Below are 25472 nucleotides of genomic sequence, written 5' to 3' on the forward strand. Positions count from 1 at the left end.
CTCCTATATTGATGGTGCCAAATTCCCTTTGGCACCATTTTTTTGTTTACATCAAATCCACGTCCTTATTTTCAGGTTCATGGAGTAAGCCCACCGATTTAGCAACAATTGCAGACACGGTAGCATCGCTTGTCACATTGACCACCGTTCTACACATGTCCAATGGTCTGTCGATGGCAAAGATCAGCGCCAGACCCGCTTCCGGGATACCTGCCTGACCCAATACAATCACCAGCATCACGATACCTGCACTGGGCACTGCTGCCGTACCTATGGAAGCCAGTACCGTCGTCAGGATAATCATCAGCTGGGTCTCGAGACCCAACGCTTCAGGCAACATGGCCTGGGCGATGAATAATGCAGCGATGGCTTGGTAGAGCGCTGTACCATCCATGTTAATGGTCGCTCCCAGAGGCAGCACAAAACTCGACACCTCATCATCCACCCCCAAATGCTCCGTCACCCGCTCCATCGTCACGGGCAATGTAGCCGCGCTCGAACTGGTTGAAAAGGCTAATAACTGTGCCGGGGATATCGCTCGGAAGAATCTCGCCGGCTTTATCCTGGCAAAGAGAAACAGCAATGTAGGGTAAAAAAGAAAGACCAACAGCGCCAAGCCAAACAACACGGAGGTTCCATAAACCCCCAATGCCGCTAACGTGGAGAAATCGGGAATCTCCACAATCAGTGCCGCCATCAGGGCAAATACACCGAAAGGCGAAAACACCATGATAATATCAATGACTTTCAGGATAACCGCGTTGAGTCCTTTGAAAAAATTCACTACAGGTTTGGATTTGCTTTCATCCACCAAGATCAATCCGATTCCAAGTAAAATAACGAAGAAAATGACCTGTAACAAACTACCATTGTTCGTCATTGCCGCAAAGAAATTATCCGGCACAAGATCCATTAAGGGTTGCAGGGGCCCTTGTTCTTTGGTAGCCTCCGCCAATTTAATTTTTTCGGAAGCTTCTCCCGCAAAACCTTCCAGGAGACGCTGTCGTGATGCCTCATTGATGAAAAGGCCCGGTTTGATGATGTTGGCGAGTAAAAGCCCAAGGCTTACCGCACAGGCAGTAGTAAATAAGTAAAGCAAAATGGTACGCCCTCCTAATTTGGACAACTTCGCAATGTCCTTCAGGTCAGCCAATCCCACAATAAGCGATACTGCTACCAAAGGAACAGCAATCATCTTGAGCATATTGATGAAGATGGTACCAAATGGCTTTATCCAGTCAACCACCACACTTTGCCACGCCAATTCCCGCATTACGTAACCAAAAAAAATCCCCAGAACCATTCCAATCAAAATTTTCCAATGCAAGGCAAGTCTTCTCATAATATGTTATTCGAAAAATAATTAGTTAACGACGACGTACTTTTTCTTGATATCAAGTCTACTTTTTACGAAGATTACGGCCAACAAGGTCAACCGATGCTCCTCAAACAGGTTAAGTGACGTCCCAAAAGTAATGGTTTTGACTTGTTATCATAGGCAATTTCGAAGATTTTTAAACCGATTATCAAAAACAACAAGATTGTGGCAAATATTAATGTGCCCCCAATGCCTGTATGTTCAGGTTATTCCATAAGCTATTCGTATATTTGTCACACTAATTATTATTGTGCTAATGGAACGATATAACGATTACTCTTTCCTGCTGGACCGAACGGCACGCCGGGTAAAACAATATGCCCAATACCAATTTAACTGCCAGCAATTCGGCATCACGGTAGATCAATGGGCGATATTGAAGGGCCTCAAACAATACGCTGATCTCTCGCAAAAGGAGTTGGCGGAATACTGTGGTAAGGACCAACCCACCCTAACCCGAATTGTGGATTTGTTGGTTAGCAAGAAATTGGTAGAACGTCAGGCCAATCCAACTGATAGGCGGAGCTTCGTCGTTCACCTCACGCCAGCAGGCGAGCAGAAAATCGATGCATTATCAGATAGCATTAATAAGATACGTATGGAAGCTTGGAAGAAACTCAATGAAGACGATTTCGAGCATTTGAAAAGGATATTGGATACGATATATACAAATTTGAATATAGGATAAGGAGTGATACGCGAAGTAAGACTCATCATTATTGACGGAAAAAAATGGACACAAAAAAAATAACAACAGATATTTGCATCATTGGGGCTGGGCCCGTAGGATTATTTTCAGTTTTTGAAGCCGGCTTACTAAAAATGCGGTGTCACCTCATCGATGCATTACCGCAAATTGGCGGGCAATTGTCGGAAATTTACCCTCGCAAGCCGATTTATGACATTCCGGGCTATCCGTCTATCGATGCCCAAGACTTGGTTGATAAACTCATGGAGCAGATTGAACCATTCGCGCCAACATTTACGTTGGGTGAACGGGTAGAGGGACTGGAAGAGCAAGCCGATGGATCTTACCACGTCATCAGCAACGAAAACACGGTCATCCATGCCGCAGTGGTGGTTATTGCCGGCGGATTGGGTTCGTTCGAGCCCCGTAAACCCGAAATCCCCCGCCTGATTGATTTTGAAGGCAAAGGGGTAAACTACATGGTGAAAAATCCAGAGCATTACCGCGATAAACGCGTGGTGATTGCCGGAGGGGGCGACTCCGCCTTGGACTGGACGGTGTTCTTAAGTAATATCGCTGCTGAAGTCACCTTAGTACACCGCAGCGACAGTTTCCGGGGTGCGCCCGATTCCGCCGAAAAGGTATTCGGGTTGGCCGAAAAAGGAAAGGTACGCCTACTGCTGCATAGCAACCTCAGCAGTGTACATGGTAACGGAACGCTAAGCCATGTAGGTATCATGGATAAGGCCAAAGAAGAAACCCTATTGGAAACAGATGCGCTAATCCCGTTATTCGGCCTTAGCCCCAAACTGGGGCCGATCGCCGATTGGGGATTAACCATCGATAAATCAGCCATTTCTGTGAATACGGTCGATTATTCCACCAGTATCGAACGGATATATGCCATCGGCGATATCAACACCTATCCAGGCAAACTAAAGCTGATCCTTTGTGGTTTTCACGAGGCAGCGCTGATGGTCCAAAGTGCCTTCAAATACGTATATCCAGCAGAAAAATTAAGTTTCAAATACACCACGGTTAATGGTGTAAACGCCTTTTAATCCACACAGATATGTCACAAACGATTCATATCGCAATTGAAGACCGTCATGGCGAAATCCGTCAATTGGAGATTCCGGATGGCATCAATCTCAGTTTGATGGAGGTCCTCAAGGCTTCTGAATACGATATCCTCGCTACCTGTGGCGGGATGGCATTATGTGCCACCTGCCATATACAAGTGCTCGAAGGCATGGAAGGCCTTGACCCCCATACGGATGCTGAGCTGGATATGCTTGATACCCTCCCCGATGCAGATGACAGTAGCCGACTTTCTTGCCAAATCAGGTTGAGTCCCGCGTTGGATGGATTAAAAATCAGGGTATCTGGAAACAACTAGCGCGATTATTTGTGGATGTTATATCCGCATTGATTACCTTCGTCATCATACATCACATCATGGAAGCACAAAACATTGATAAAAAATTCCCAAAAGTAGTCATCATAGGTGGAGGATTCGGTGGAATTGAAGTGGCTAGGGGCCTTAAAGACAAGGAAGTAGAGGTGTTGTTGTTGGACCGGAACAATCACCACACGTTCCAGCCCCTACTCTACCAAGTAGCCACCGGTACACTGGATGCGCCGTCCATCGCCTTCCCGCTCCGTAAAATGTTCAGGAGACAGAAAAATTTTAATTTCCGCATGGCTGAAATAACCGAAATCGATGCGGCTAACAAGCAGCTCCAAACCGATATCGGTGCCATTTCCTACGACTACCTAGTCATTGCCACCGGGGCAACCACCAATTTCTTCGGCAACAGGGATATCGAATATAATTCCATGCCGATGAAAAACGTGCGCGACGCTGTGAACATCCGCAGTTTCCTACTCCAAAATATCGAGGAGTCGTTGTTACAGGAAACCGTGGAGGAGCGAAACGCGTACCTCAATTTTGTGGTGGTTGGCGGTGGCCCTACGGGTGTGGAACTTTCCGGTGCAATTGCGGAAATCCGTAAACTCATCCTTTCCAAAGATTACCCCGAGCTGAAAAAGGAAGACATGACCGTCTACCTCATCGAAGGGCAATCCAAGGTGCTCGCCACACTTTCTCCCCAAGCCTCCGAAAAGGCCGAATTATACCTGAAGGAACTGGGGGTAAATGTCCTGCTGAATGCACAGGTTACCGGGTACGATGGTGAGGAGATTACCTTTGCGGATGGCCACAGCATCAAAACCAAGACCGTTCTATGGTCGGCCGGTGTAATGGGCCAATTTCCTTCAGGCATCGACCGTGGGTCCATTGTAAGGGGCAACCGTGTCCGTACCGATGAAGAATGTCGTGTTATCGGCATGGAAGACGTTTTTGCCATCGGTGATGTGGCCGCCATGATCACGGAAGACACCCCCCGTGGACATCCCGGAGTGGCTCCTGTGGCCCAGCAACAAGGTCGGTTGCTGGCTAAAAACATCATGCGCATGCTCAGCAACCAGCCAACAGAGCAATTTAAATACTTCGATAAAGGGTCAATGGCCACCATCGGGCGCAACAAAGCCGTGGTAGACATCGGAAAAATCCGATTCCAAGGTTTCTTCGCTTGGTGGGTATGGATGTTTGTGCATCTCATGTCGCTCGTCGGTTTCCGAAACCGCATAGTCACGTTTATCAATTGGTTGATCAACTACATCACCTATAATGCGGGCATAAGGCTTATCATCCACAAATATCAACGTCCCAAACCGGTGGAAGAGATGGATGAGGTAAAGTAGTTGGGAAGTCGGAAAGACCGGCCCTGTGGTTAATAGCACTTTGTATCCTTTGCGTGAAAACTATCCCGACGCGGCAAGGAGTGCGGGGTTGTGGGGTGCAAAAAACTTTGCGACCTTCGCGTGAAATAGTTAACTTTCCCCAATGGATAACAAGACGATCGTAAAGACCATTAAGCTGTATGCGCAATTGATGGAATTACACGGAGAAAACCCTTTCCGTACCAAAGCCATCGCATCCACAGCATATAAACTGGATAAACTACCATTTGCCATAGCCTCCCAATCCATTGAAGCGCTCAGCGAGGTACCCGGCATTGGCAAGAGCACGGCTCAGAAAATTGAATCGTTGCTAGCAACAAGTTCGTTCCCAGAATTGGACAAGTTATTGGAAGCTACACCGGAGGGCATCCTCGAGATGCTGACCATCAAAGGGCTAGGTCCAAAGAAAATCCAAATCATCTGGCAAACATTGGGTATTGAATCCACCGGTGAACTGTATTATGCGTGCAATGAAAACCGGTTGGTTGAAGCCAAAGGCTTTGGGCTGAAAACGCAAGAAGAAATCAAAAAGGCCATTGAGTTTTCCATCGCCAATAAGGGCTGGTTTCTATATGCCAATGTCGAGAAAATTGCAGCCCATATGATGGAACAATTACAACTTTTGTTCCCCGTGGAAAGGCGACTGGCTTATACCGGCGATTTCCGACGCAAATGTGAGGTGCTTCAATCGGTAGACATCATCATTGAATCTTCCATAGCGGAATTGAAGCAAGCGATTACCCAAATCTATAACCTCATTATTGAAAACGAGGAAATGGATAACATCGTGAATGCCAAAGATGAAAATGGAATTACCTTCCGGTTCATTTCAACAGACCTGCTACCGTTTTCCCAACAGCTACTCATCACCACTGGCGCTAAGCAACATGTCGATCGATTGGAAGCCCTGGCCAATGAGGGGCTTCCAAGCCTCGATTCAGAAGAAGCAATATACCGATCCTTAGGGATGACATTTATCGAACCCGAGCTGCGCGAAGGAGGCAATGAAATCGCCCTTGCCAAGACCAATGCTTTACCCACTCTAATTACGTATAACGACCTGAAAGGCACATTACACAACCACAGCACATATAGTGACGGGGTGAATACACTCGAAGAGATGGCAAGGTATTGCCGTGACGACTTGCGATTGGAATACCTCGGGATATGCGACCACTCCAAAACAGCGGTTTATGCCAATGGGCTGACCATCGAACGTGTGCAGGCGCAGTGGGCCGAAATCGATGCATTGAATGCAATACTCACACCATTCCGCATATTCAAGGGTATTGAATCCGATATCTTAAGCGACGGGTCATTGGATTACCCGGATGAAGTGCTTGCGGGTTTTGATTTCGTGGTGGCATCGGTGCATTCCAACCTAAAGATGGACGTCGAAAAAGCCACCAACAGACTCCTTAAGGCCATTGAAAATCCATATACAACTATCCTGGGTCACGCCACGGGTCGCTTGTTGCTTAGTCGGGCGGGCTACCCCATCGACCACCAGCGTATTATCGATGCCTGTGCCGTACATGGTGTGGTCATCGAAATAAACGCCAACCCGCTACGGCTCGACATGGATTGGCGGTGGCACCAGTATGCGATAGAAAAGGGAGCGCTGCTATCCATCAATCCCGATGCGCATCGCAATAGCGGCTTTCACGATATGCAATATGGCATATATGTGGCCCGCAAAGGTGGTATAACAGCCAAAGACTGCCTGAATACGCGTTCCGCTGCGGAAATAGCAAGTTATTTCGCCGAACGGAAACAGCGGGCTATTCACTAAAACAACGCCCTCACCCGGTCATACATTCGGCCAAGCCACCCCCCTTCATCCATAGCCATTTCCTTACCCTTATGGAAGCGCCGTTTGTCGCTTTGAACCTTACTGCTATCCCCTTGGTACACCGTCTTTATAATCCCGTCAAAATTCCCGTCACGCAAGCGCCCACGCTGCTGCAATTGCCCAGCCTCATTGTATAGCGCAAATTTTCCGCTCTCCTTTCCATCCCGCCATCGCGATACCTTGCGGAGCACACCGTTATTATCCCAATATTGCCATTTCCCCGTCCTGAGGCCATAGGCATAAGCACCTAGCACCTTGAGGCTTTTATCGGGGTACCGCTCCACATAGGCGCCATGCAATGGATGCCCATGATATCCGCCCTGCGTATGGTAGATGCTATCGCGGTAATAAGAATGGTAGGTCGTCTGTGGGTCTGCCGTACCCCTATATTCCTTATGGGTAAACGTAACGTCAATGAAACCATCGGCGGTTTGCAGCAACGCCTCATTTCGGAAGGGAATCGCTTCTTCCAGGTACCGTTGTCCATAGGCCTGCTGACAGGCAGAAGAACAGGCTATCAGCAATATAAATAGTCCAACATGCTGGAATAATGATAATGTATATCGTCTTTTCATCTCATCTTCGTTGTATAATTAGATTCTGTCCACAAAGTCAGTGTCTAGGCTAGTATGTTCGTCAACAAGGCCTGTGTAGTGAGAAAAAGCGCAGTTTACTAATGGTAAATGAGCATTTTTCGAGCAAGCGTAACGCAGTTGACGGACATTATAGACAGACACTAATTATTGGCCTTGCATCGCGATGGTGCCCACCTGTCCTTGGTGGCTCACCATGATGGAATTACCAGTCTTGCTCAACAGGGTATACCCATCGACGGTTTCCCCCGGTTTGAGCATGTACTCACGCCCATTGATGCTGACCAGCGCGACGGTCTTTCCATCTTTGGTATTGTTTACCGAACCGTAATATTGCACCATCGACCAATCGATATAGGGTTCAGGTTCCACATACTCATCGGCATACAGCTCTTCATCGGCTGAGTCAATCGCATCCTCCATCATATTGCCCAAAAAAGGATCGCGATAGTTCAGCAGCAAGCTATCGTCCTCTACCTTTTCCCGCTGCGGTTCAGTTGGGGGCGCCACCTTGCTCACCGGATCAACGGGTTCGCTACCCGATAATCCCGAAAAGATTCGGTAAAAAATCAGACCCCATAGCACCAGCACCACGGCAAGCAAGGGATATGTCAATTTTTTCTTCATTACCCCCTATCAGTTCCTGATGATGAAGCTTCGCCATGCGCTAAAGCCACTTTCATTTCCGGCCCGGTCCGATGCCCGCACTCGCCATAGGATGCGCTCGTTCCTTGCTCCGGCATCAAAAACATGCGATGTGGCTTCCAGCCGTAGCGGGAACTGCGCATTGTACAGCGTAGAATCAGTTTTATACACATAAAGCCGATAGGAAACGGCATCCCCACTACTTCCCCATTGCAGGGTCACCGGACGATTTACCTGGGTGTCATTGCCGGGAGCACTCAATGTGGGTGCCGGAGGAGGTGTGCGGTCGTATGTGAAATTCCGCACGGTAGACCACCTCGATTGGGCCGTGTCATTCTCGGCCCGTACCCGCCATTGATAGCGGGCCTCATCCGCCAAGCCAAAGGCAAATGTTTCGCCATCCAACACCCGTTCCAGTACCAACTCCTCTTCGTTTACAAAGCTGTTGGTATCGATCTGCAAGCGGTAGCTGGTCGCACTGAAGATGCCCTGCCAGCCGATATCCACGCTGTTTTGATTCGTGATAAAATTGTCGGCTGGTGCCGTCTGCAATACCATTTGCGTGCTTAATGAGGCTTCGTGTATGGTAAAAGACCTCGTGGTATAAGAGGTCTCGCTACTCCCATTAAGGGCCTTCACCCGCCACTGGTATTCGCCGGGTTGCAAACTGATACTAAATACCGTCTTTTCCATGGTGCTATCCGCATGGAAAAGTTTAACCGAATCAAACGAAGGCGAAGCCAGTTGCAGCCGATATCGCAAAGCATGGTCCAAAGGTTCCCACATGAAATGAATCAGGTAAACATTGGTTTGCGCATTTTCGCCGGGCGATAGCAGCACCGGTGTACTGTCCGTAATGGACTCCTCAAAAAAATCCGAACAGGCAGCCAGGCAAAACATAGCACATAGCCCGGCGACTAACATCGCGTGTCTCATTCCTTTGGTGTTTATGTGGTAGTTTTCGGGTATTGTGTTCATATTCGTCAATTTTTATCCAACCTCACTGTACGCAACTGCAACAGCAGTTCAGGCGCACGGCTTGTCGGGTTTGGCTGTTTAACAAAAGAAGCGCTCAACAAGTTGATGTTTTGTTGCCGTTCTACATCGTGCAATACTTGCAGTAAGCCCGTGAATGCACCTTCCAGCTGGTATTCCGTATAATGTATACGGAGGGTCTCCGCTCCTAGCCTTTCGGGTGAAGGCAAGTTTCGAACATTCACTCCATGGTACTGTGCCATTAGGGCTATCCGCTCTGGCTCGGAGGTGGTGGTATCCCTACCGGCATCCGTTGCATCTATTACCAACCGATCACCCACCTGCCTGGCCTTTGTCCGCAATTGTTCCAACACCTGCAAATTGGCTTGCCGCGCGGCCTCACCGGCTTCTAGCGCTTTGTATTCCTCCCGCAAGCGCAGGGTTGGCTTGATAGCCAGTTGATAGCAAGCCAATAGAAACAGCAAGGCAACCCCCCAGAGCAGTCGGTTTTTGGTACGCCAATCGTATCGGTCAAAACGTTGCATCATGGTTCCAATGTCAAATATAACGTAAATGCTCCTACTCCGCCCCGACCATCAAACCCATATTCTTCGATTTCCACCGCTTGGCAAAAAGCCAGCATCCGCACCTGCTTGATCCAGCCGTTCAACAGCGGCATATCCTTGCATGTGCCTTTGATGCGCATCGCCGAAGGTGTATGTACCGGTCGCCTTTGCCTTCGGCTCATGGCCTCATCCCTCGGATATACAGCCAGTTCATCCAGCATAATGCCCTCGGGCAAGCTATCTGCGATACGGTCGGCCATATACGCCATGCCCCATCGAGGGGTTTCGGCATGCCATAGCCCGCCCAGCAGTTCTTCGCGGGCTGCCGTTTGCTGCCGCAAAGCATCGATTTCCCGTTGGATGGTCAAGGCATCACTTCCCGCAAAGTCCGCCACTTTTTCCGTGTAATGCATAAAGCTTAGCGCATTGCCCAGCAAAAGCAGGAGAAACAGCGCCATCAATGCGATGCCCGAACGCTTGAACGCCAGCTGTTGCCGGTAATCCACAGATTTGGCAAGTGTACGGGCAATGGGCAGTTGCGCAAAAGAGAGGTCGCTTATTGTTTGGAAAGCCGTCGCAAATGCGGGTACAAGCCGCTCATTCAGCTGTTCATTGGCGATATCCACCCTTTTGGCCCAAGGCGTAGCTTCTTGGGGAAGGAAATCATATCCAGTGAAGACCCCTTGCTGAAGGGCAAACCGGTGACGCCCCAAGGTGAGCGACTCCATATCCGCGTTACAGAGGTAATCCTTGAATAAATCCACGGCAAATGGACCTAGACCAACACTGAGCAGCACAAGGCCTTGGGTATCGATTTGAGCAAGGATGTCATCCACCAATTTCCTTCGCGCCACCGATAGCATCTTTCCCCCTTCCAACGGTGTTTGCTGGAGGTAAAAATCATCGGGCTTGGCATTGGGCAATACGTGCCGCAGGAGGTCCGCATCGTTATCCGATGATGGTCCATTAGTCGTAGTCCGGTGAATGATGCCCTTGCCGCTGATGGTCAATGCTACAGGCACCCCATTAGGCACATGGCCCTTTATCGCGTTGAAATCCGTCAGTCCATATTCCCCATTTACGAAATGCACTTTTGCACGCACCCGCTTCACCACGACCAGGTTGGCCGTCAGCGTATGCTCGCCGGCAAGCGACAGCTCCACACCCGCTACTTGCGGGATATGCTTAAGGTATGATGCCATCGCTGCAAACATATCGGGTCACTGATAAATGATGGTCGGTTTGATGAATACCACGGACACCACTTTGCTCCGTCCCTTATTGCGGCTACTGAATAGCCATTTCAACCCCGGTATGCGTGATAGTACTGGTACCCCGGAGGAGTTGTTGACCGTTTCAAACCGCTCGATACCTCCGAGCACCACGGTTTCTTCATTGCCCACGCGAATGATGGATTCAAATTTACTGGTGGTAGTGGGCGGAGGCTCGTCAATAGGAGTATCCTGTGTAAAGTCGGAAATATCGATCTTGATGTTGAGCGTCACTTGCTCATCGCCTGATACCACGGGTCGGATATCGATGGTCATGTCGGCAGTCACGTCGTTATATTGTTCGGTTACTACCGTCTGTGGGCTAAGCGATCCCATCACGTTCTGCGTAGAGAGGCGGTAGTATCGCTTGCTACCAATGCTCATGGAGGCGGTATGCCCATTGAGTGTAGCCAATTTGGGTACGGAGCGCAGCTCTACATTGTTATTATCTTCCAGTGCGCTCAATGATACATAGAAATTGGGTGTTACCCGTCCTAGGTTGAAAGATCCCGAACCGATGCGGGAAAGGAAATCATTGATAGACGCCGCGCCAAAAGTATAGTCGATCCCGGGCAAAATCGTCCCCCCTGTCCGTATGCTATCAGACACCCCTGCCGAAATACCCGTTTTGACGTTATAGCCTTTACGGATATCAAGCATGGTCACTTCAATGAGCACCATCGGTACTCGGACATCCAATTGGCGTATGATGGATGCGATGTCATTTACTTGAGGTGATGGGCCAGCAATAAGCAGCGTATTCTGTTCGCGGAATTCCTTTATTTCCACACCTTGACGCCATTCTGCTGGGATCATGGCCTGTATGGTATCGATGGCTCTATTCTGCAACTGTACCACCCGCACTTCCCTCAGCCCTTCCAGACGGCGTTCACCGATCAGGTAGATGCCATTTTCCTTTTTATGCGAATAAGTTGTGCCCCGTAATAAAGCCGTTAGCAGGTCATCGAAACTCACTTGCTTCAAGCGTGCGGTGGCCACGCCCTGTATGCTGCTGAAGAGAAAATAATTGGCGTTTACCTGATCGGCCGCATATTTAATCACTTCTTCAATGGGGGTATTGTTAGCCTCCACTTGGAGCAGCGGCATGATGTCCTGTTCTTCCGTGCGTTGGGCATCGATGTACAGGCTTCCAGCTTGTCCTCCTCCCATGCCGTCATCCATCGATGCGGTAATGGGCACCCTGCGGGTGGCCAATTGGGCATCGTTGTTGATGAAATTTTCCTCCCGCTGACCCAAGGGCATGAATACAAACGCCCCGTCCGCCGTTTCCGCCAGCTTCAGCTGGTTGTTGAAGGCTAGTTGCCGAAGGGCCGCCGGAAGCTCCATGTTTTGCACATACAAGGTCACCGTCTTGGTGGCCAGTTCATTGGTCACGATAACATTGACGCCACTTTTCTGCGTGATGACGCGCGCCACATTTATAAGGCTGTCGTTTTCCAAGCCCAGTGTAAGCTGTTGGAGGTTTGCGTCGTAATCGGCTGATATGATCTTGGGCACACGGTATGCATTCGGATTGAGTTGGCGAACGGATATGATGGTTCCCACGAAACTCAAGTCAAGGCCATATTCCTGGGCAACGAATAACAAGATATTCAATGCCGTCTCCCCCTGAAAATTGTTGTAGATACGGGTTTCGATGGCGGGATCCACATTGATGTTGAGGTCTGCCGCCTCCGCGAGTGCCCTTAGAAATTCCTGTGCAGAGGCCCCCGAAACCGACAATGTGACCTGCTGGTTGATGCCGGGCAATTGCACGGAAAGATCCTTCAGGCGCTGTTCAAGCTGGGCAATGCGGTCGATCTGCTGGGCGATTCCCCGTCCGGGGCATATCGCTAGCATACAGGTTATCGAAATGAAAATTAGCGATACGAGTAAATATTTTCTCAATGTCTATGGTGTTACGTTTATGGTCAATAATTTGTTTATGGAGATTATGTAGCTAACATAAACATTTTTTTAGAAATTCAGGTCGAAAAAAAATTATTGGTCAATGAACCTACCCCCCTCGCCGACACACAGGTCACCGCTCAGGGGGGATATGAATTTCGTCATTGGCCATTAATTTCGTTCAGGAATCATACTTCCATCCCTATTACCCTCCAATACCTTCAATCTTTTATTTTGTTCGATCACAATCAATGTTAGTTCTTCCACTTTTTTCAAGAGCAGCAGGTTCATCTCTGCGAGATCGAGACCATCTCGTTGGATATCTGCTGCGGAAGGGATTTCCGGTAGGTGCTTATGTTCCTTCACGTAGGCCTCTACTTCGGACAGCGGGGTTAGCTCGTAGTCCGGTTCGAACACATAGTCCGGCACCGAGATATCTGTCTTCACCTTCACCTCCGTGGCCAGGATGTTGCCATTGACAGCCAGCTTGGCTTGGGGATTGTTGGTACCGATGCCTACGTTTCCATTCACGATAAATCGGTCTACCTCATACTGGGCTATCATGGAGGAATTGTAATCCTGTACATCACTCAGCAGGGCTTGATTCTGTGGCACCCCATTCACTTCATAGGTCACTGTTTTTAGGTTCTCCCCGCTGGAGCTCGTCCACCCCACGAAATGGTAACCTTGGGCATGTTGTCCGGCTAAATACGGTATATCTACGGCCATGTACTTCTTTCCATTGTATAGACAGGTCTTCAGCTTCCAAGCGGCGGTCATGGGGTCCGTGTTGTGGGAACTTAACGAAGCCCGAAACGCATTATAGGCCGACCCAGAATGGATCTGAGCCACGTTTAACCTCAGGTAGGCGCCGCTAGCACCCCGCTGGGCCATGATGGTGCCCACGGCATAGTTGTTTGCCAGAAGATTGGTCCCGTTGTATATCTCATGGAGCAAAATCAAGGTTTTGGAATAAGGTACATTCTGGTCGATGGTAATGGTCACCGCTTTATAAGCCCCATGGATGGTAGTTTGTGCTTGGGTTGCAGTCATAATGGCAACGAATGCCAATAAAAGGATAGTAGGTTTCATGTTTATACTATTTATTAATTAAAAGTTTCAGGTCTGAAATTTCGGTTTTCAATGCATCCAATTGCTGTTGGAGGTCTGCCTTTTCCTTTCCATGTTTTATCAAATGCAAGGTCAGTATCTCCACCTTTTCCAGTAGCAGCCTGTTCATTTCACCCAAATTCAGTCCATTTTCTTCTACTTCTTGCTTACTTGGAATCCCTGGTAAGTGTTTGTTTTTTTGAATGAACGCTTCAATTTCCGAGAGCGGTTGCACTACGTAGTTTTCATCGAATACATAATCCGGCCAGTTACTTGTCGTGACCTCCACTTCCTGAGCAGCAATCTTTCCTTTGACGGATAACATAGCACCCGGTTTCAATGTCCCACCCACAGCAAGGGAATTAGTTATCTTGGCATCGCCCGTTTTGCTTAATTGCATCACGTATGCACTGCCTGTGGCCCAATAAAAATTACCATTGGAATGGAAGCCAAACATCAACTCTGTTTCTTCGTTGGGGTTATAAACAATTGCACCGTGGCTGGGGGACTTTATCTGTATGGAATTGCGAAAATTATTAAGCCCATTGATCGGATTCGCTCCCGCTACCGAAAGCCCACCCCGCACATCCAATTTTGTTTCGGGACTTGTGGTGCCCACCCCTGCATTACCCGTAGTTGGAAATAAGTTACCTTGTGCCACACATATCGTGGTAAGGGTCAGGGAGAGCAGCGTTATGGCTGCTGCCCTTGTTTTGGTCATCATGCTGTTCATATAATTTTGGTTTTTTGTTAACTTACTATTGTTTCATCCCATAGGAACGGATACAGAAATCCCACTTGATATGGACATCCATACTTTCTCCCAACACACGCAGCCAATGAATCGATCCGACACAACTGGCGGAGCGCTCATAAGGCCTTGGATAATAAACCAGCCATGAATAAACCTTACTTTAGGAATCTTACACACAGTTTAGGCTGATATCTTAATCCACTGTAATTATAGGAATACCTTTTGGATTTTCAAAGACTTTTTTCACTGTCCCCCCTGCGCATCGGGCAGTGAGTTGGTGAGTGGGGATTAAGGGGGAAGTTCCGTATTCCACATTGTATCCGCGAACACTATCCCCCTGTGCATAGGCCTGTGGGCTAGCGAGGGGGGATTAAGGGGGGTGCATCAAAAACTAAACAGCAGCGGATAAATTTCCTCGATGGAGGTCCGCCCATCAGCAAATAACGAAAACGCATTTTCCGCTAGACTTTTGATGCCCTGCTCCCGTAGATACAACTGCACATCATGTTCGTTCTGCTTAATTTTATCCGCCAGGAATTGGTCTATGGAGATGATTTCATATACCGCCGCCCGACCACGATATCCCGTATGGTGGCATTTGTCGCATCCCTTTGCCACGTAATGGCTATCAATAGGCCTATAAGGCACAAAATTACGGGGATACAGCGTACTGCTGAAGGTGGCTTCCTCTTTGCATTCCGGGCAAAGTAGCCTCACCAACCGTTGCGCGATGGTGGTATTGAGCGTATTGGCCAGCAGGAATGGGGGGATGCCCATATCGATGAGCCGCGATACCGTACCCCAGGCCGAGTTGGTGTGGATGGTAGAAAGTACCAGGTGACCGGTAAGAGCCGCCCGGATGGCCATGGCCGCCGTATCCACATCCCGTATTTCACCCACCATAATGATGTCCGGATCCTGGCGCAGGAATGTACGTAGCGCCGAGGCAAATGTGAGGCCAATGCTTTCCTTGAGCTGTACCTGGTTGATGCCCTCCAAGGTGTATTCAATAGGGTCTTCGATGGTTAGGATATTGCGCGTCTCCTTGTTCAGCAGCTTTAGCGTGGCATAAAGCGTGGTCGTTTTGCCCGATCCCGTAGGACCGCTGATCAGCACGATGCCGTTAGGGCGCTTCACCCCGTCGAGGTAATGCTGCAGGTCGGATGGCGAGAAACCAAGCGTATCCAACGAGATATTGGTGGCATCGTTATTCAGCAGGCGGAGCACCACCTTTTCACCATGTAATGTGGGGAGGATGGATACCCGGATATCAAACTTGTGCTGATCGCTTTCAAAATTGATGCGCCCATCCTGAGGCAGCCGCTTCTCGGCAATGTCTAAGCCCGACAAGATCTTGATCTTATTGATGACCGCCGGATATTCCATTTTTTCCAGCTTATACCGCTCAATCATCTGGCCATCTATACGGATACGCACGCGGCAGCGATCTTCATACACTTCGAGGTGGATATCACTGCTCTTGAGCCGTCTTGCCTCGCCGATGAGATCCGACAAGAAATCGGCTGATCCACCCAAATATTGTCCGGCTGTCGTTGGCCGGTCCACATCTTCCCGCAGGTAGTGCTTGTTTAGGTATTTGGTAATGATGGCCTGGGGGAGCGTTTCCATGGCTACTTCCGTCCCGATGAGCATTTCCAATTCCTCTACTACCTGCTGCTGACCAGTCTCACGGTCGGTATAGCACAGCACATGACCATTCAAGCGTTGAGGTATGATGCGGTAATGCCAAGCCTGCTGGGCGTTCACCAGCTTCAAATCAGCGAGGTCTAATTGTAGCTCTTCCATCTATAAGACCATTTTTGACTATCCGTAAATTAACCACATGATTTCCATATCCACAAATAATTGCCTACCCCATTGCGTGTAGTCAGCCAGTAGCACCATGGCCAACAAGGCTGCTTGCCCCCCTGCCAAGGGAATATATTTCACTTGGTGCCCTATCGCCTTGGCGAATAGCGCACCCAACAATACGATAAGCAGGCTGATTACATAAAACAGTATAAAATTCACTGTCGAAAAACATAAGGCCAGCACGATAAAAAAGGCGATATCACCCCAGCCCATCAATTGTTCCCCCTGCATCAGCCACTTTTTCCTACGCCAATACATGATCAGGTTAAGCAGACCCAGTTGCAGGGCAATAATCGCCAAGTTAATGGCGACTGTGGTAAACGAAAATACACCGAGCCACATGGCGTGAATGATCACCAACACAGCCAACAGCGGAAAAGCCAACGCATATACCGTCCGTTGCCGGAAATCCTGCCATACCACTACGGCGAGTACACCCAAAACCATCACCCACAGCAGCATGATTGTCAGTCTTTGGTCACCTCTCGGAGGTTTTTATCCTGGTCGATTTCCCACACGTTGTAAGCTCCGTTTCCGTTGAAATCCACTACTGCCGTAGCACGCGCAACAAAATCGTTGGTACCAGCATGCACCATTTCGATGCGGTAATTAGCCTGTCCACCATCGCTCACCAGTTTTTCCTGTTCAAAACCGATATCAGCCAAGTCAGTGCTATAGGTGGAACGTTCATAAAACTGGTTTTTCTGCAGGGTGTACACATGTTGCAACTGGCCTTTGGCTTCTGTGCTCTTGGCTTTGGTGATCAATGGCATCAAGTTGGGCAACGCCAGCAGGATGATAATGCCGATAATCACCAGCACGACAAGTACTTCAGTCAGGGAAAATGCTTTGAGTTTACGTTGCAGGCTTTTGGTAAGCGGTCCTTTCATCGTGTTTAAGTTCATGTATAATAAATGATAGCGTAAAGTTATGGGGAAAAAACTATTTTTACAAGTGAATTGCAGATTGTCTGCTGGGCCATCAGTTATAAGTTCAGTTTCCTCTTGACCTCAATTAATTATTCTAACAACACGCTATGCTTAGGAATTCTCCTTCATTCTTTATAGGAATCCGCGTACAACAATGAATATTTCTCCGCCAATGGGCCCCATCTCCAATCACTGGGTTCTAGAGACTGCGCTCTGGACAGGCTCCAGACTTCCCGTTATAGTCGTAGAGCTTTCTTTTGATTCCTACATGATAAAATAAAAATCTATCAATAATTGCTCGTCATCTCTCCATCTAAGCCATTCATTATCTGCCGTTAATAAAGAGTCACCCACCACCTTTATTATTTCAAACTCTAAAGTGCCATTCTTTAAAGAAGCCCCCAGTGGCAATTCCATTAGATATTCCTCCCATAATTTGAACTCATTAACGGGATCAACCTCTATCTCTTTATAATTTTAACCCTATATAGTTCCTCTTGGCATTATAAACATTCCAAAGGCGGTAAACAACAAAAGAACTATTGCCAACACACTTAAAAGATAGTATACCCCTCCATATCTCGATACAAAAAACAAGCTTTGAATCGAAGAAAAAAGCAAACTGACCAACATTATCCAGTTCCAAATAGTCAGGAACAATTTCGCATGTTGGATATTGCTTACAATGGCATAAACTGCTTCATTCCTATATGTCACGGTCAATATGAATAAAACGATAGCAAAGACAAAATTCACCTTATATAACACCATATTAGTAGCCCATTAGTTTCATCCCATATTTATATCGGTCATTAGTATTAAGAAGTGATCCCTTAAACGTAGGATCAGTGCTTATTTTAGAGGCTGGTGCATTCCATTTCTTCTTTATTGAGTCTTCGAGTATACTAAGAGATTTATTACTCAACCCCTAATAAAGATCATTTATTACAATCTGTTCATTATAAAGCTGATTACTATCCCAAGACTTTGCAGCATTCCCTTTTAAAGCAGGCCCATTATACAATGACTGCAGGCCACTCCAAACATCATCCATGATCAATTTGTTTCCTGAATTCACGAAGCCCCTTATTTCAGAATTTGAATAATCAAAAAACCCAGTAACTCCCCACAATAACATCTCTAGCTTATCAACAGTAGCGGCCGCTGCACCTGACCATTGAGTTTCAAATCCTCTACTAGAAGTTCCATCCTGAAATCATCTGTAGAAATCTGCTCTTTGATCTAGATTCTCGTACTCCTTAAAACCGTCACCCCTTTGAATATTGGTTTCATCAGCCTTACCCCAAACCGATGTATTATTCTCCCTATCTGATGTCAGCCAATGTCCGTCGCTACCATCCAGCTTTCCATTTGGATTTTCCGCATAATAAGCTTCATCATCATCATACTCTTTGAAATACCTCCCATCAGGATCGATAAAACGAATAGGGTTATTCGCTGCATAATTATATGGAGAATAAGAATAATAGGTATTCGCCAGCGGATCCACACTACCGAAACGTCCAATAACCGGATCATAGAACCTCGCCCCGTAGTCGTAACTATATGATTATATCAAAATATTTCTTATCAAACCGAAAATAAAATATAAAAAATGGAAAGTGATGGGGGCGATCAAAAGATAGTCAATAATTCTCCTCCTTATTTCTTTACGGTAAGTATAGGCGGTAAAAATGGCCGCAAATACGAGAACAACGAAAACTGGCATACCTAATCCGTTGTTATACATCCCGTTTGCTTTTCTAAAACATTCTACAGATAACGAATGGGCGTCAAAATAGAATCTTTGATGCAATACATACATTACCAATATCAAAACGCTTCCAATTGTTGGTGGAGCTATTTTTTTCATAACATTAGAACCTCATCCATTTATCCATATTTCGATAACCAGCTTTAATGGCTTTCTGATCCCCCTTAGAATCACCTCCTGTTTTCCATTCATTTAAATTAGACCCTATTATTACTTGGGGCAACGTAAAACCATTTGCTCTCATCCAAGCGCCCCATACATATTGTCCTGCATCTGATGGATTGTAAAGAACACTTGAACCATTCTGAAAGGCAAACCTAACTTCTGCATGTTTTCCGTTGACTTACCCTCTCAGCGGCTTTCCCCCTCTTTCGACTCCAATTTTAATGTTTTTACATAAATACCCAACTACATATTCTTTTCTGGTAGTTAATTCTATATCTTGGTTTTGTATCAAATCATCTATAGCCTTATCAATTAACTCCCAAAGTTGGGTTTGTTCATATTCTTTGTATGGATGTTCTATTTTTTTCATCACTTGTTTTTATTTTTGGGCCCATCTGGCCAAATTTGATTGCCGTCGAAATCTACTTCTTTAACTTTTTTCCCTGTTTTCGGGTCAGTAACATCCCAATGATCTTTGTGTTTCATATCCTTCTTCCAAATATTTCCTTGTTTATCTCTCCAACCTTGCCCACCTTTTAACTTCGTTAAGTTTCCCGGAGGTGCTTTTAAAAACTTCGCTACCCCCCTAGCGGCTTTTCTTACATCATTTGACTTTTCTGATTAATAATATATTTCCAATCTCTTTCAGTTTGTTTCCAATAATTGCGATTCATTCTAAATTCCTCATATGATATTTCGGTTTTGTTTAAATCACCCAATAAAAAGGTATATTCATTGAAGTCTGATTCGCTATTACCCAACTCAATTACAAAATAAAACGGGTCAGTCCATTGTTCCGTGGTATTCTCTATTCCCCAAATTATTACACCCCATATTGACAACTTATTTTTATCCAACTCAACAACTGTTAATAAACTATCATCAAGCCATTTCTTTGAGTCCCAATCATCTCTTAACTTCAGAAGAGCACCTAATAAACCTGCCAAGAGAAATGATGTGTCACCAAGTATCTCATTATAATGGTCTACTCCCGATTTCATGGATTTAATCTTATCCAAGCAACTCCAAAGCTCGTTAACTAACATTATCTGTATTTCCTCTACCGATTTCATTTATCTGTTTTGAAGGTGTTTTTCGATTGCCTTTATCAAATCTTGTTCTGCCCCTTGTCTTTGCCCATGAGCTCTATCTCGTCCCATTCGAGAAGTAACCTTTATCCTTTGTTGAACACTTTGTTTAAGTTCCTGATGGAGAATTTGCAATTCCTCTTTAGAATACCTACCTAAATCTTTTATTTTAGGTAATGTACCATGGACTTTTCTTGTAGCATCTAAACTTTTTACCCGCCTTAGCGGCACCCGCTTCAATACCTACACCCCAGTTTCTATAATCTACTAAATCCTGCTTATTTTGACAACAATTTGCTAGACCATTTTCAGTAACCTCAAAGCTTGTTTTCTTTGCAGTTTTCGTGTTAATGAAAGAATAGCTACGACACGTCTGTTCGCAGTCGATTGGATTTGCTGAAATAGGAGTTACAAATAATACAGAAAGCAATAAGGTAATAAGAATACACAGTATTCTCGCTATCAACTTTTCTATATTAAATAATTCTTTCATATACTTACTAATGCTTTTAAAGCATCCTCTGAAGATTTTGGAAATATGACTTCTAAATAATGGTTCTCATCTGTTTGCCAATCTTGGACAGCATCATTTAGTATTTCCAAATAAATTTTCAAGTCATTTTCTTCAATATGAGGTATTACAGTATGTATCAAAACAATTCCCTTGTTCTGCATCCAATGAAAATCCCTTAAACAGTCAGATAAAGCATCCCAATTAAAGCTAAAGTAATCTGGTAGTTGCAGTTTATTATATAGTTCATTTAACAACTCCCCCTTAGTCCTTACATTGGAATCTACCTCCGCTATGAATGATTGGATTGGCTGATAAGAATTTATATCTTCTATGAATTTGAAGTGTACCATAATTGAAATGATTTTATCTGATTGGAATAAATGTTTTGTAATGGTCTGGAGTAAACCACATCTGCCCATTTTGACCTGTTACAATTCTCATTGGTCCCGGTCCCGTAACTCCAGGAGTAGGGTGAACAAATTCTCGATAAAATCCTGAGTTCTGTTTCGGTAGTAGTCCTTCTAAATTTTTGAAAATGGAGCCATCATTGCGGTGCGGGAACTTGCCTCCTGATGCAATTCTATTTAATGTTGGTTGTAAATCTGTTAACCCTTTAGAGGTTGAAACAAAGCGTGTTGATAACTGACCTGCCCCCTTAGCGGCAACACTTACAACATCTGCTAAAACTTCACACTCTGACCCGGTCTTGTCTTTTGAAAGTATTCGACCTAACCCACCAGTAAAACCAGCTTCTGCCCAAACCGAACTTTCGATTTCATCATAGGTATAAGAATAAGAAGTAGGACTATGAGGATCAAGCCCTGAATTTGTAAAGTTTGCAAAAGCAACTACGATAGTAAATTGGAAAATGAAAATGGAGATTAGGCTGAGAAGTATTTTTATCAACCAAGGCATCCTATATTTTAGAACTTCACTCATTATCTTTTTTGCCAATAGCTACTAAAACATTTTCTCCTTCCAGTTCTTTCTGCTCTACTCTGACTTTAGTACCTGGAAGAAACTCCCATTCTTCATCATCAGGATCATAAATTTCTTCTCCCTTAAGTTGAAAGATATTTTCACCTATTTCGATAGCTGGAACAGGTCGATAAACAATCGTTCCTTCTCCTAAAAGCTGTATGTATATTGTTTTTTTCATTATTTAATACTTGAACCCCGGACCTCCTACGTGTAGAAGTTCATTCGTAACATTATCCGTTACTACTGATTGACCTGTTTTAGGATGAACATAACGAGTTGCCCCATTTGCTTTATTTACATTATTCATTGCTTTGAACTGTTTTCCTTTAGAAATCGCCTCACCTATTTGTTTTTCTGTCCATCCTCTTTTAGTAAGTTGATTAGCCCATTTCGTAGATGATTTAAAGCTACCATATGTCCACTTACTCCCCTTAGCGGCTTTGATAACCTTACCAATTGACGCAGGATTTCCCCTGCCAATATCCATGGGATATCCCATCGTAGGAAGCGGGCCAAGGTTCCTTCCATTGATATCATATCGGTAACCACCTTCCTCACCCCCAGTCAGAATATATCTTACCAAACCCAAGGGTCCCGAATATGGCGAAATGTTTGATCCCGCCAAACTCATGGAAACGGTTTGTCTTCCCGTCACAGATGCCGTTGGCAATAACGAAGTAGAAGTATTGGTGCCGCCCTCTCCTTCCATTACGATAATATCGCCCGGTTTTGCACCAGCCGGTATTTCGTCACCCGGGGGCAAGTGAAAAGTCGTGTCACTTGCCGACATTCCATCCGGGTCTATATACCGTAATGGATTATTCAGTGCATAATTGTAAGGAGACACATCGTCGAAGTCCTCCGCCAGCGGATCCACCACTCCCCACCGTCCGATCACCGGGTCATACAGCCTCGCGCCGTAGTCGTAATAACCCGTTACGTCCTGCTGTTCCTTGCCATTGTAAAGGTAACGGTTTTTTGTCGCGGGGACAACATTGCCCGTGGGATGCTGCAAGCCGAACGGGTAATAGTCCGTACGCAGGTTGACCGTGGTAAGCGCATCGGAAGCAAAACCGCTCCGCGCGTTGCCAAGATGGTCCTTCAGCACGTAATCGTATTTACCGGTCGGGAGGATCCGTCCTTCCTCCGTGTGGATAAGGCTCAGCGTGGTGCCCTCCCACTCGACCCCATTGATATAGTCCGTGGTGATGCTCCCGGTCACCGAACGCAGTTTCCTGCCCGTGGCATCGTACGTATAGGTGGCAGGATTCGTACCGCTGACCGTTTTCGGCAGGTTCAGCTCATTGTAGGCAATCGTGCGGTTCAACCGTCCATCCCGTGTCATGTTGCCGTTGCCGTCATACGTGTACGCCGTACCCACTCCTGTGATCCGGTTCAGGCGGCTGCTGCCCAACGGAAGGTACTCGTAATCCATGGCCGAGCCATCCCGGGTGAGCCGCTGGATGTTACCCATTGGATCGTATTCCGGATTTTCACTCCGGCTGCCGCTGCCGGAACCTGTCGCCAGGCGGTTCAGCTTATCATAGGTGTAGTTATAGTACTGTGTACCCTGTCCGAGATGCTGCCACTCCTGCCGGCTGATGTTGCCGTTGAACTGCCGCACCACGCCGGTGATGCTTTCATTGTACTTCAGGTATTGCCTGAACTTCGTGGAAACACTTTCGCTGAGCCAACCCCGGGGATTGTAGGCATAGGTCACCGTTTCGCCGAACGATGTCCCGTCCGTACTGTGCAGGCTTTTCGTGCGCAGCTGCCCGATGTCATTGTAACCGTTGCGGGCGATGAGCGTGCGCGTACCCGTGTTCAGAGTCTTCCATGTATCCAGCGGACGGCCCCGGTGGTCATGGGTGTGTTCCGTTCTTACCGTAGCCGATAGGCTGCCGGAAGCGTAGTGCCGCCGCGTACTGGTCAATACCTGCCCTGTGAAGCTGTACTCCGTGGCAAGGTCATCATAGTTATTGGCAGTGTAACCGGAGCTCCCGCCTTTGTAGTGCTGGCCGATCTCCCGTACCATGTTTCCGCGATCATCGTAGTACACCGCGGTCCAAAGGTATTGGCCGGTGCCCAACACGTTCACCCGGGAGACCGTGGGAAGGCCTTTTGTCAGTTTGCTGTATTCCCCGGACTTATCGTAGCTCCCGGGCAGCCCTGCCACGTCATAATCATCGAAGAACTGTTCGGTCAGTACCGTGACTCCACCGGTGGGCCACGACCGATCCGTGTAGGTATTTCCTGGCCGCTCCTCCCACGCATTGCTACCCGTCTGCGCATCCACCTGGGTCTGTACCGTACCTCGGTAATCCTGGCCCGCAGTGGCGCCGTGGTTCCAAAATCCAGTACGTACCACCCGTCCATGGGCGTCATACTTGGTCACCACCCACTGCTGGGGTGATTTCATCCGCTGCGCGCTATCCTGCGTGGCAACTATTTGGTCCAGCTTGTTGTAAACAAAAAACTCCCTGCCCTTGCCGGGAACCCGCTTCTCCACCGGACGGCCGCGCCCGTCGTACCTGTAGTGGTATACATGGTTGGCCAGCCACGTATTGCGGGTTGTTCCTACAGCGGGCAGGGTACCCCGGTCGGGTGCCGCACCGGGCGTGAGCACGAACGCCAGGCGGCCGAAGTCGTCGTAGACATAGTAGGTGCTCAGTACGGCGCCTGCATCATAGGTCCGTTTCAATACCACCCTTCCCTGCTTATCGATGTACTCCTCCACCGTGCCGTTACGGCCGTCACCGATCAGCCAATTCTCATCCCTGGTGATGGTCACGTAGAGTTCCCCGGCGCTGTAGATGGCATTGGACGCGAGTGCCAGCGTGGGCGTGCCCTGTGCGCTGAGGCTGACCCCGTAAAGTGCCACGCGCCTGCCGGAAATGCCGAAGCTGCCCGCGTCATTGGTGCCGTATTCCACCATCACTGTGCGGCCACCCGTGGATGTACGGGCACCCAGTTGCCAGGCATCGCCCGGGAAACCCTGCTCCTGCACGCGGTCCAGTGGGGACGGTTCGTATTTGCGCGGGGCAAACGAGGGGGTGAGGGTTGTCCCTGATATCGGGTCGATTTTAACCACCCCCGTAGGTGGACCATTGTAGTAGGTGGCCTGCTGCGTCACAGCCCCGGCCTTGAATGCACCTCCCGCACCCGTGCCCGTGCCATAGGGGAGGTAGTCCTTGTCCCGGCGGCCGAAGGCGTCATAGGCTATCGGGGCGACCACATCGCGGTAGCCCGTGCCGCCGGACGCCTTCACCCCTACTTCCTGCATCTCCCGGCCGAGGCCATCGTAGTACGTGATGTCACGCATCGCATCGGCCACCGTGAGCGTGGACGGCGGCGTATCCCCGAAGCCGCGCAGATAGACCGTCTTCTGGATGTAGTTCTGGTTGTTGCTGGCCGCATTGCCCAGTCCCGTAGCTGCCGGGGCGATAAAGGCGTGGAAATTGCCCGTGCTCGTAAAGCCCGGACTGAGTGTCACCGTCGTAGGCGCCGAGTACTGACCCGTGGCGCCGGGTTTATTCAGCACCAGCTGCCCGCTGGCCGTTATTGAAAGGCATACAAAAAGCAGTGCGATTATCGGGTATCTCAT

The 25472-nt window shown here is 47.6% G+C and carries 25 protein-coding genes and 1 pseudogene; 5 read left to right on the forward strand and 21 right to left on the reverse strand.

Annotated features, from left to right (window positions below; genetic code table 11):
- Positions 1-46: 46 nt before the first annotated feature.
- Entirely contained in the window at positions 47-1342 is a 1296-nt protein-coding gene (locus tag NF543_RS05560) for a dicarboxylate/amino acid:cation symporter (RefSeq protein WP_257667122.1), read from the reverse strand.
- Between the two features lie 292 nt (positions 1343-1634).
- Here NF543_RS05560 and NF543_RS05565 point away from each other — a divergent pair, with 292 nt between their 5' ends.
- From NF543_RS05565 to NF543_RS05585, 5 genes are all read left to right on the forward strand, one after another.
- Positions 1635-2066: a MarR family winged helix-turn-helix transcriptional regulator gene (locus NF543_RS05565; RefSeq protein ID WP_257667123.1), complete on the forward strand. Its 432-nt coding sequence runs from the start codon at positions 1635-1637 to the stop codon at positions 2064-2066.
- 44 nt (positions 2067-2110) lie between these two features.
- Positions 2111-3127: an NAD(P)/FAD-dependent oxidoreductase gene (locus tag NF543_RS05570; RefSeq protein ID WP_257667124.1), complete on the forward strand. Its 1017-nt coding sequence runs from the start codon at positions 2111-2113 to the stop codon at positions 3125-3127.
- A gap of 11 nt (positions 3128-3138) precedes the next feature.
- Positions 3139-3465, forward strand: coding sequence for a 2Fe-2S iron-sulfur cluster-binding protein (locus NF543_RS05575; RefSeq protein WP_257667125.1), 327 nt, complete (start codon positions 3139-3141; stop codon positions 3463-3465).
- Between the two features lie 59 nt (positions 3466-3524).
- Entirely contained in the window at positions 3525-4832 is a 1308-nt protein-coding gene (locus NF543_RS05580; RefSeq protein ID WP_257667458.1) for an NAD(P)/FAD-dependent oxidoreductase, read from the forward strand.
- Positions 4833-4974: 142 nt separating this feature from the next.
- The gene (locus NF543_RS05585; protein WP_257667126.1) at positions 4975-6663 is read left to right on the forward strand and encodes a DNA polymerase/3'-5' exonuclease PolX; all 1689 of its coding nucleotides are present in this window, start codon (positions 4975-4977) and stop codon (positions 6661-6663) included.
- On the opposite strand, the gene NF543_RS05590 is transcribed toward NF543_RS05585, so the two are convergent.
- The 20 genes and pseudogenes from NF543_RS05590 to NF543_RS05685 form a co-directional block, all read right to left on the reverse strand.
- Entirely contained in the window at positions 6660-7298 is a 639-nt protein-coding gene (locus NF543_RS05590; protein ID WP_257667127.1) for a toxin-antitoxin system YwqK family antitoxin, read from the reverse strand. The genes NF543_RS05585 and NF543_RS05590 overlap by 4 nt on opposite strands.
- A gap of 165 nt (positions 7299-7463) precedes the next feature.
- Entirely contained in the window at positions 7464-7943 is a 480-nt protein-coding gene (locus tag NF543_RS05595) for a hypothetical protein (RefSeq protein WP_257667128.1), read from the reverse strand.
- A 9-nt stretch (positions 7944-7952) separates the two neighbouring features.
- Positions 7953-8939 carry a fibronectin type III domain-containing protein gene (locus NF543_RS05600; protein ID WP_257667129.1) on the reverse strand — a complete coding sequence of 329 codons (987 nt, stop codon included), beginning with the start codon at positions 8937-8939 and terminating at the stop codon, positions 7953-7955.
- A 5-nt stretch (positions 8940-8944) separates the two neighbouring features.
- Positions 8945-9484, reverse strand: a complete 540-nt coding sequence (locus NF543_RS05605; RefSeq protein WP_257667130.1) for a hypothetical protein — start codon at positions 9482-9484, stop codon at positions 8945-8947.
- On the reverse strand, positions 9481-10704 hold the full coding sequence (locus NF543_RS05610; RefSeq protein WP_257667131.1) for a hypothetical protein: 1224 nt from the start codon (positions 10702-10704) through the stop codon (positions 9481-9483). Before NF543_RS05610 ends, NF543_RS05605 begins: the two co-directional genes overlap by 4 nt.
- A gap of 18 nt (positions 10705-10722) precedes the next feature.
- Positions 10723-12681 (reverse strand): type II secretion system protein GspD, encoded by a 1959-nt coding sequence (locus tag NF543_RS05615; RefSeq protein WP_257667132.1) that lies wholly within the window; start codon positions 12679-12681, stop codon positions 10723-10725.
- Between the two features lie 171 nt (positions 12682-12852).
- Positions 12853-13773 carry a hypothetical protein gene (locus tag NF543_RS05620; protein WP_257667133.1) on the reverse strand — a complete coding sequence of 307 codons (921 nt, stop codon included), beginning with the start codon at positions 13771-13773 and terminating at the stop codon, positions 12853-12855.
- A gap of 7 nt (positions 13774-13780) precedes the next feature.
- On the reverse strand, positions 13781-14515 hold the full coding sequence (locus NF543_RS05625; RefSeq protein WP_257667134.1) for a hypothetical protein: 735 nt from the start codon (positions 14513-14515) through the stop codon (positions 13781-13783).
- 414 nt (positions 14516-14929) lie between these two features.
- Complete coding sequence (locus NF543_RS05630) at positions 14930-16351, reverse strand: GspE/PulE family protein (RefSeq protein WP_257667135.1); 1422 nt, start codon at positions 16349-16351, stop codon at positions 14930-14932.
- Between the two features lie 18 nt (positions 16352-16369).
- On the reverse strand, positions 16370-16879 hold the full coding sequence (locus NF543_RS05635; protein ID WP_257667136.1) for a hypothetical protein: 510 nt from the start codon (positions 16877-16879) through the stop codon (positions 16370-16372).
- Positions 16880-16884: 5 nt separating this feature from the next.
- Complete coding sequence (locus tag NF543_RS05640; protein ID WP_257667137.1) at positions 16885-17322, reverse strand: prepilin-type N-terminal cleavage/methylation domain-containing protein; 438 nt, start codon at positions 17320-17322, stop codon at positions 16885-16887.
- A 288-nt stretch (positions 17323-17610) separates the two neighbouring features.
- Positions 17611-17763, reverse strand: a complete 153-nt coding sequence (locus NF543_RS05645) for a hypothetical protein (protein WP_257667138.1) — start codon at positions 17761-17763, stop codon at positions 17611-17613.
- Positions 17764-18562: 799 nt separating this feature from the next.
- Positions 18563-18895, reverse strand: a pseudogene (locus NF543_RS05650) (RHS repeat-associated core domain-containing protein); the annotation flags it as partial.
- A 568-nt stretch (positions 18896-19463) separates the two neighbouring features.
- Positions 19464-19655: a hypothetical protein gene (locus NF543_RS05655; RefSeq protein ID WP_257667139.1), complete on the reverse strand. Its 192-nt coding sequence runs from the start codon at positions 19653-19655 to the stop codon at positions 19464-19466.
- Positions 19656-19884: 229 nt separating this feature from the next.
- Positions 19885-20358, reverse strand: coding sequence for a hypothetical protein (locus NF543_RS05660; protein WP_257667140.1), 474 nt, complete (start codon positions 20356-20358; stop codon positions 19885-19887).
- A 184-nt stretch (positions 20359-20542) separates the two neighbouring features.
- Entirely contained in the window at positions 20543-20866 is a 324-nt protein-coding gene (locus tag NF543_RS05665; RefSeq protein WP_257667141.1) for a hypothetical protein, read from the reverse strand.
- Positions 20863-21237 carry a barstar family protein gene (locus NF543_RS05670; RefSeq protein ID WP_257667142.1) on the reverse strand — a complete coding sequence of 125 codons (375 nt, stop codon included), beginning with the start codon at positions 21235-21237 and terminating at the stop codon, positions 20863-20865. The genes NF543_RS05665 and NF543_RS05670 overlap by 4 nt, the downstream gene beginning before the upstream one ends.
- 13 nt (positions 21238-21250) lie before the next feature.
- Positions 21251-21826 carry a guanyl-specific ribonuclease gene (locus NF543_RS05675; RefSeq protein ID WP_257667143.1) on the reverse strand — a complete coding sequence of 192 codons (576 nt, stop codon included), beginning with the start codon at positions 21824-21826 and terminating at the stop codon, positions 21251-21253.
- Positions 21819-22046, reverse strand: a complete 228-nt coding sequence (locus NF543_RS05680) for a hypothetical protein (RefSeq protein WP_257667144.1) — start codon at positions 22044-22046, stop codon at positions 21819-21821. The genes NF543_RS05675 and NF543_RS05680 overlap by 8 nt, the downstream gene beginning before the upstream one ends.
- A gap of 3 nt (positions 22047-22049) precedes the next feature.
- Complete coding sequence (locus NF543_RS05685) at positions 22050-25472, reverse strand: DUF6443 domain-containing protein (protein ID WP_257667145.1); 3423 nt, start codon at positions 25470-25472, stop codon at positions 22050-22052.

The organism is Parapedobacter tibetensis (genome assembly GCF_024704835.1).
Classification (GTDB): domain Bacteria; phylum Bacteroidota; class Bacteroidia; order Sphingobacteriales; family Sphingobacteriaceae; genus Parapedobacter; species Parapedobacter tibetensis.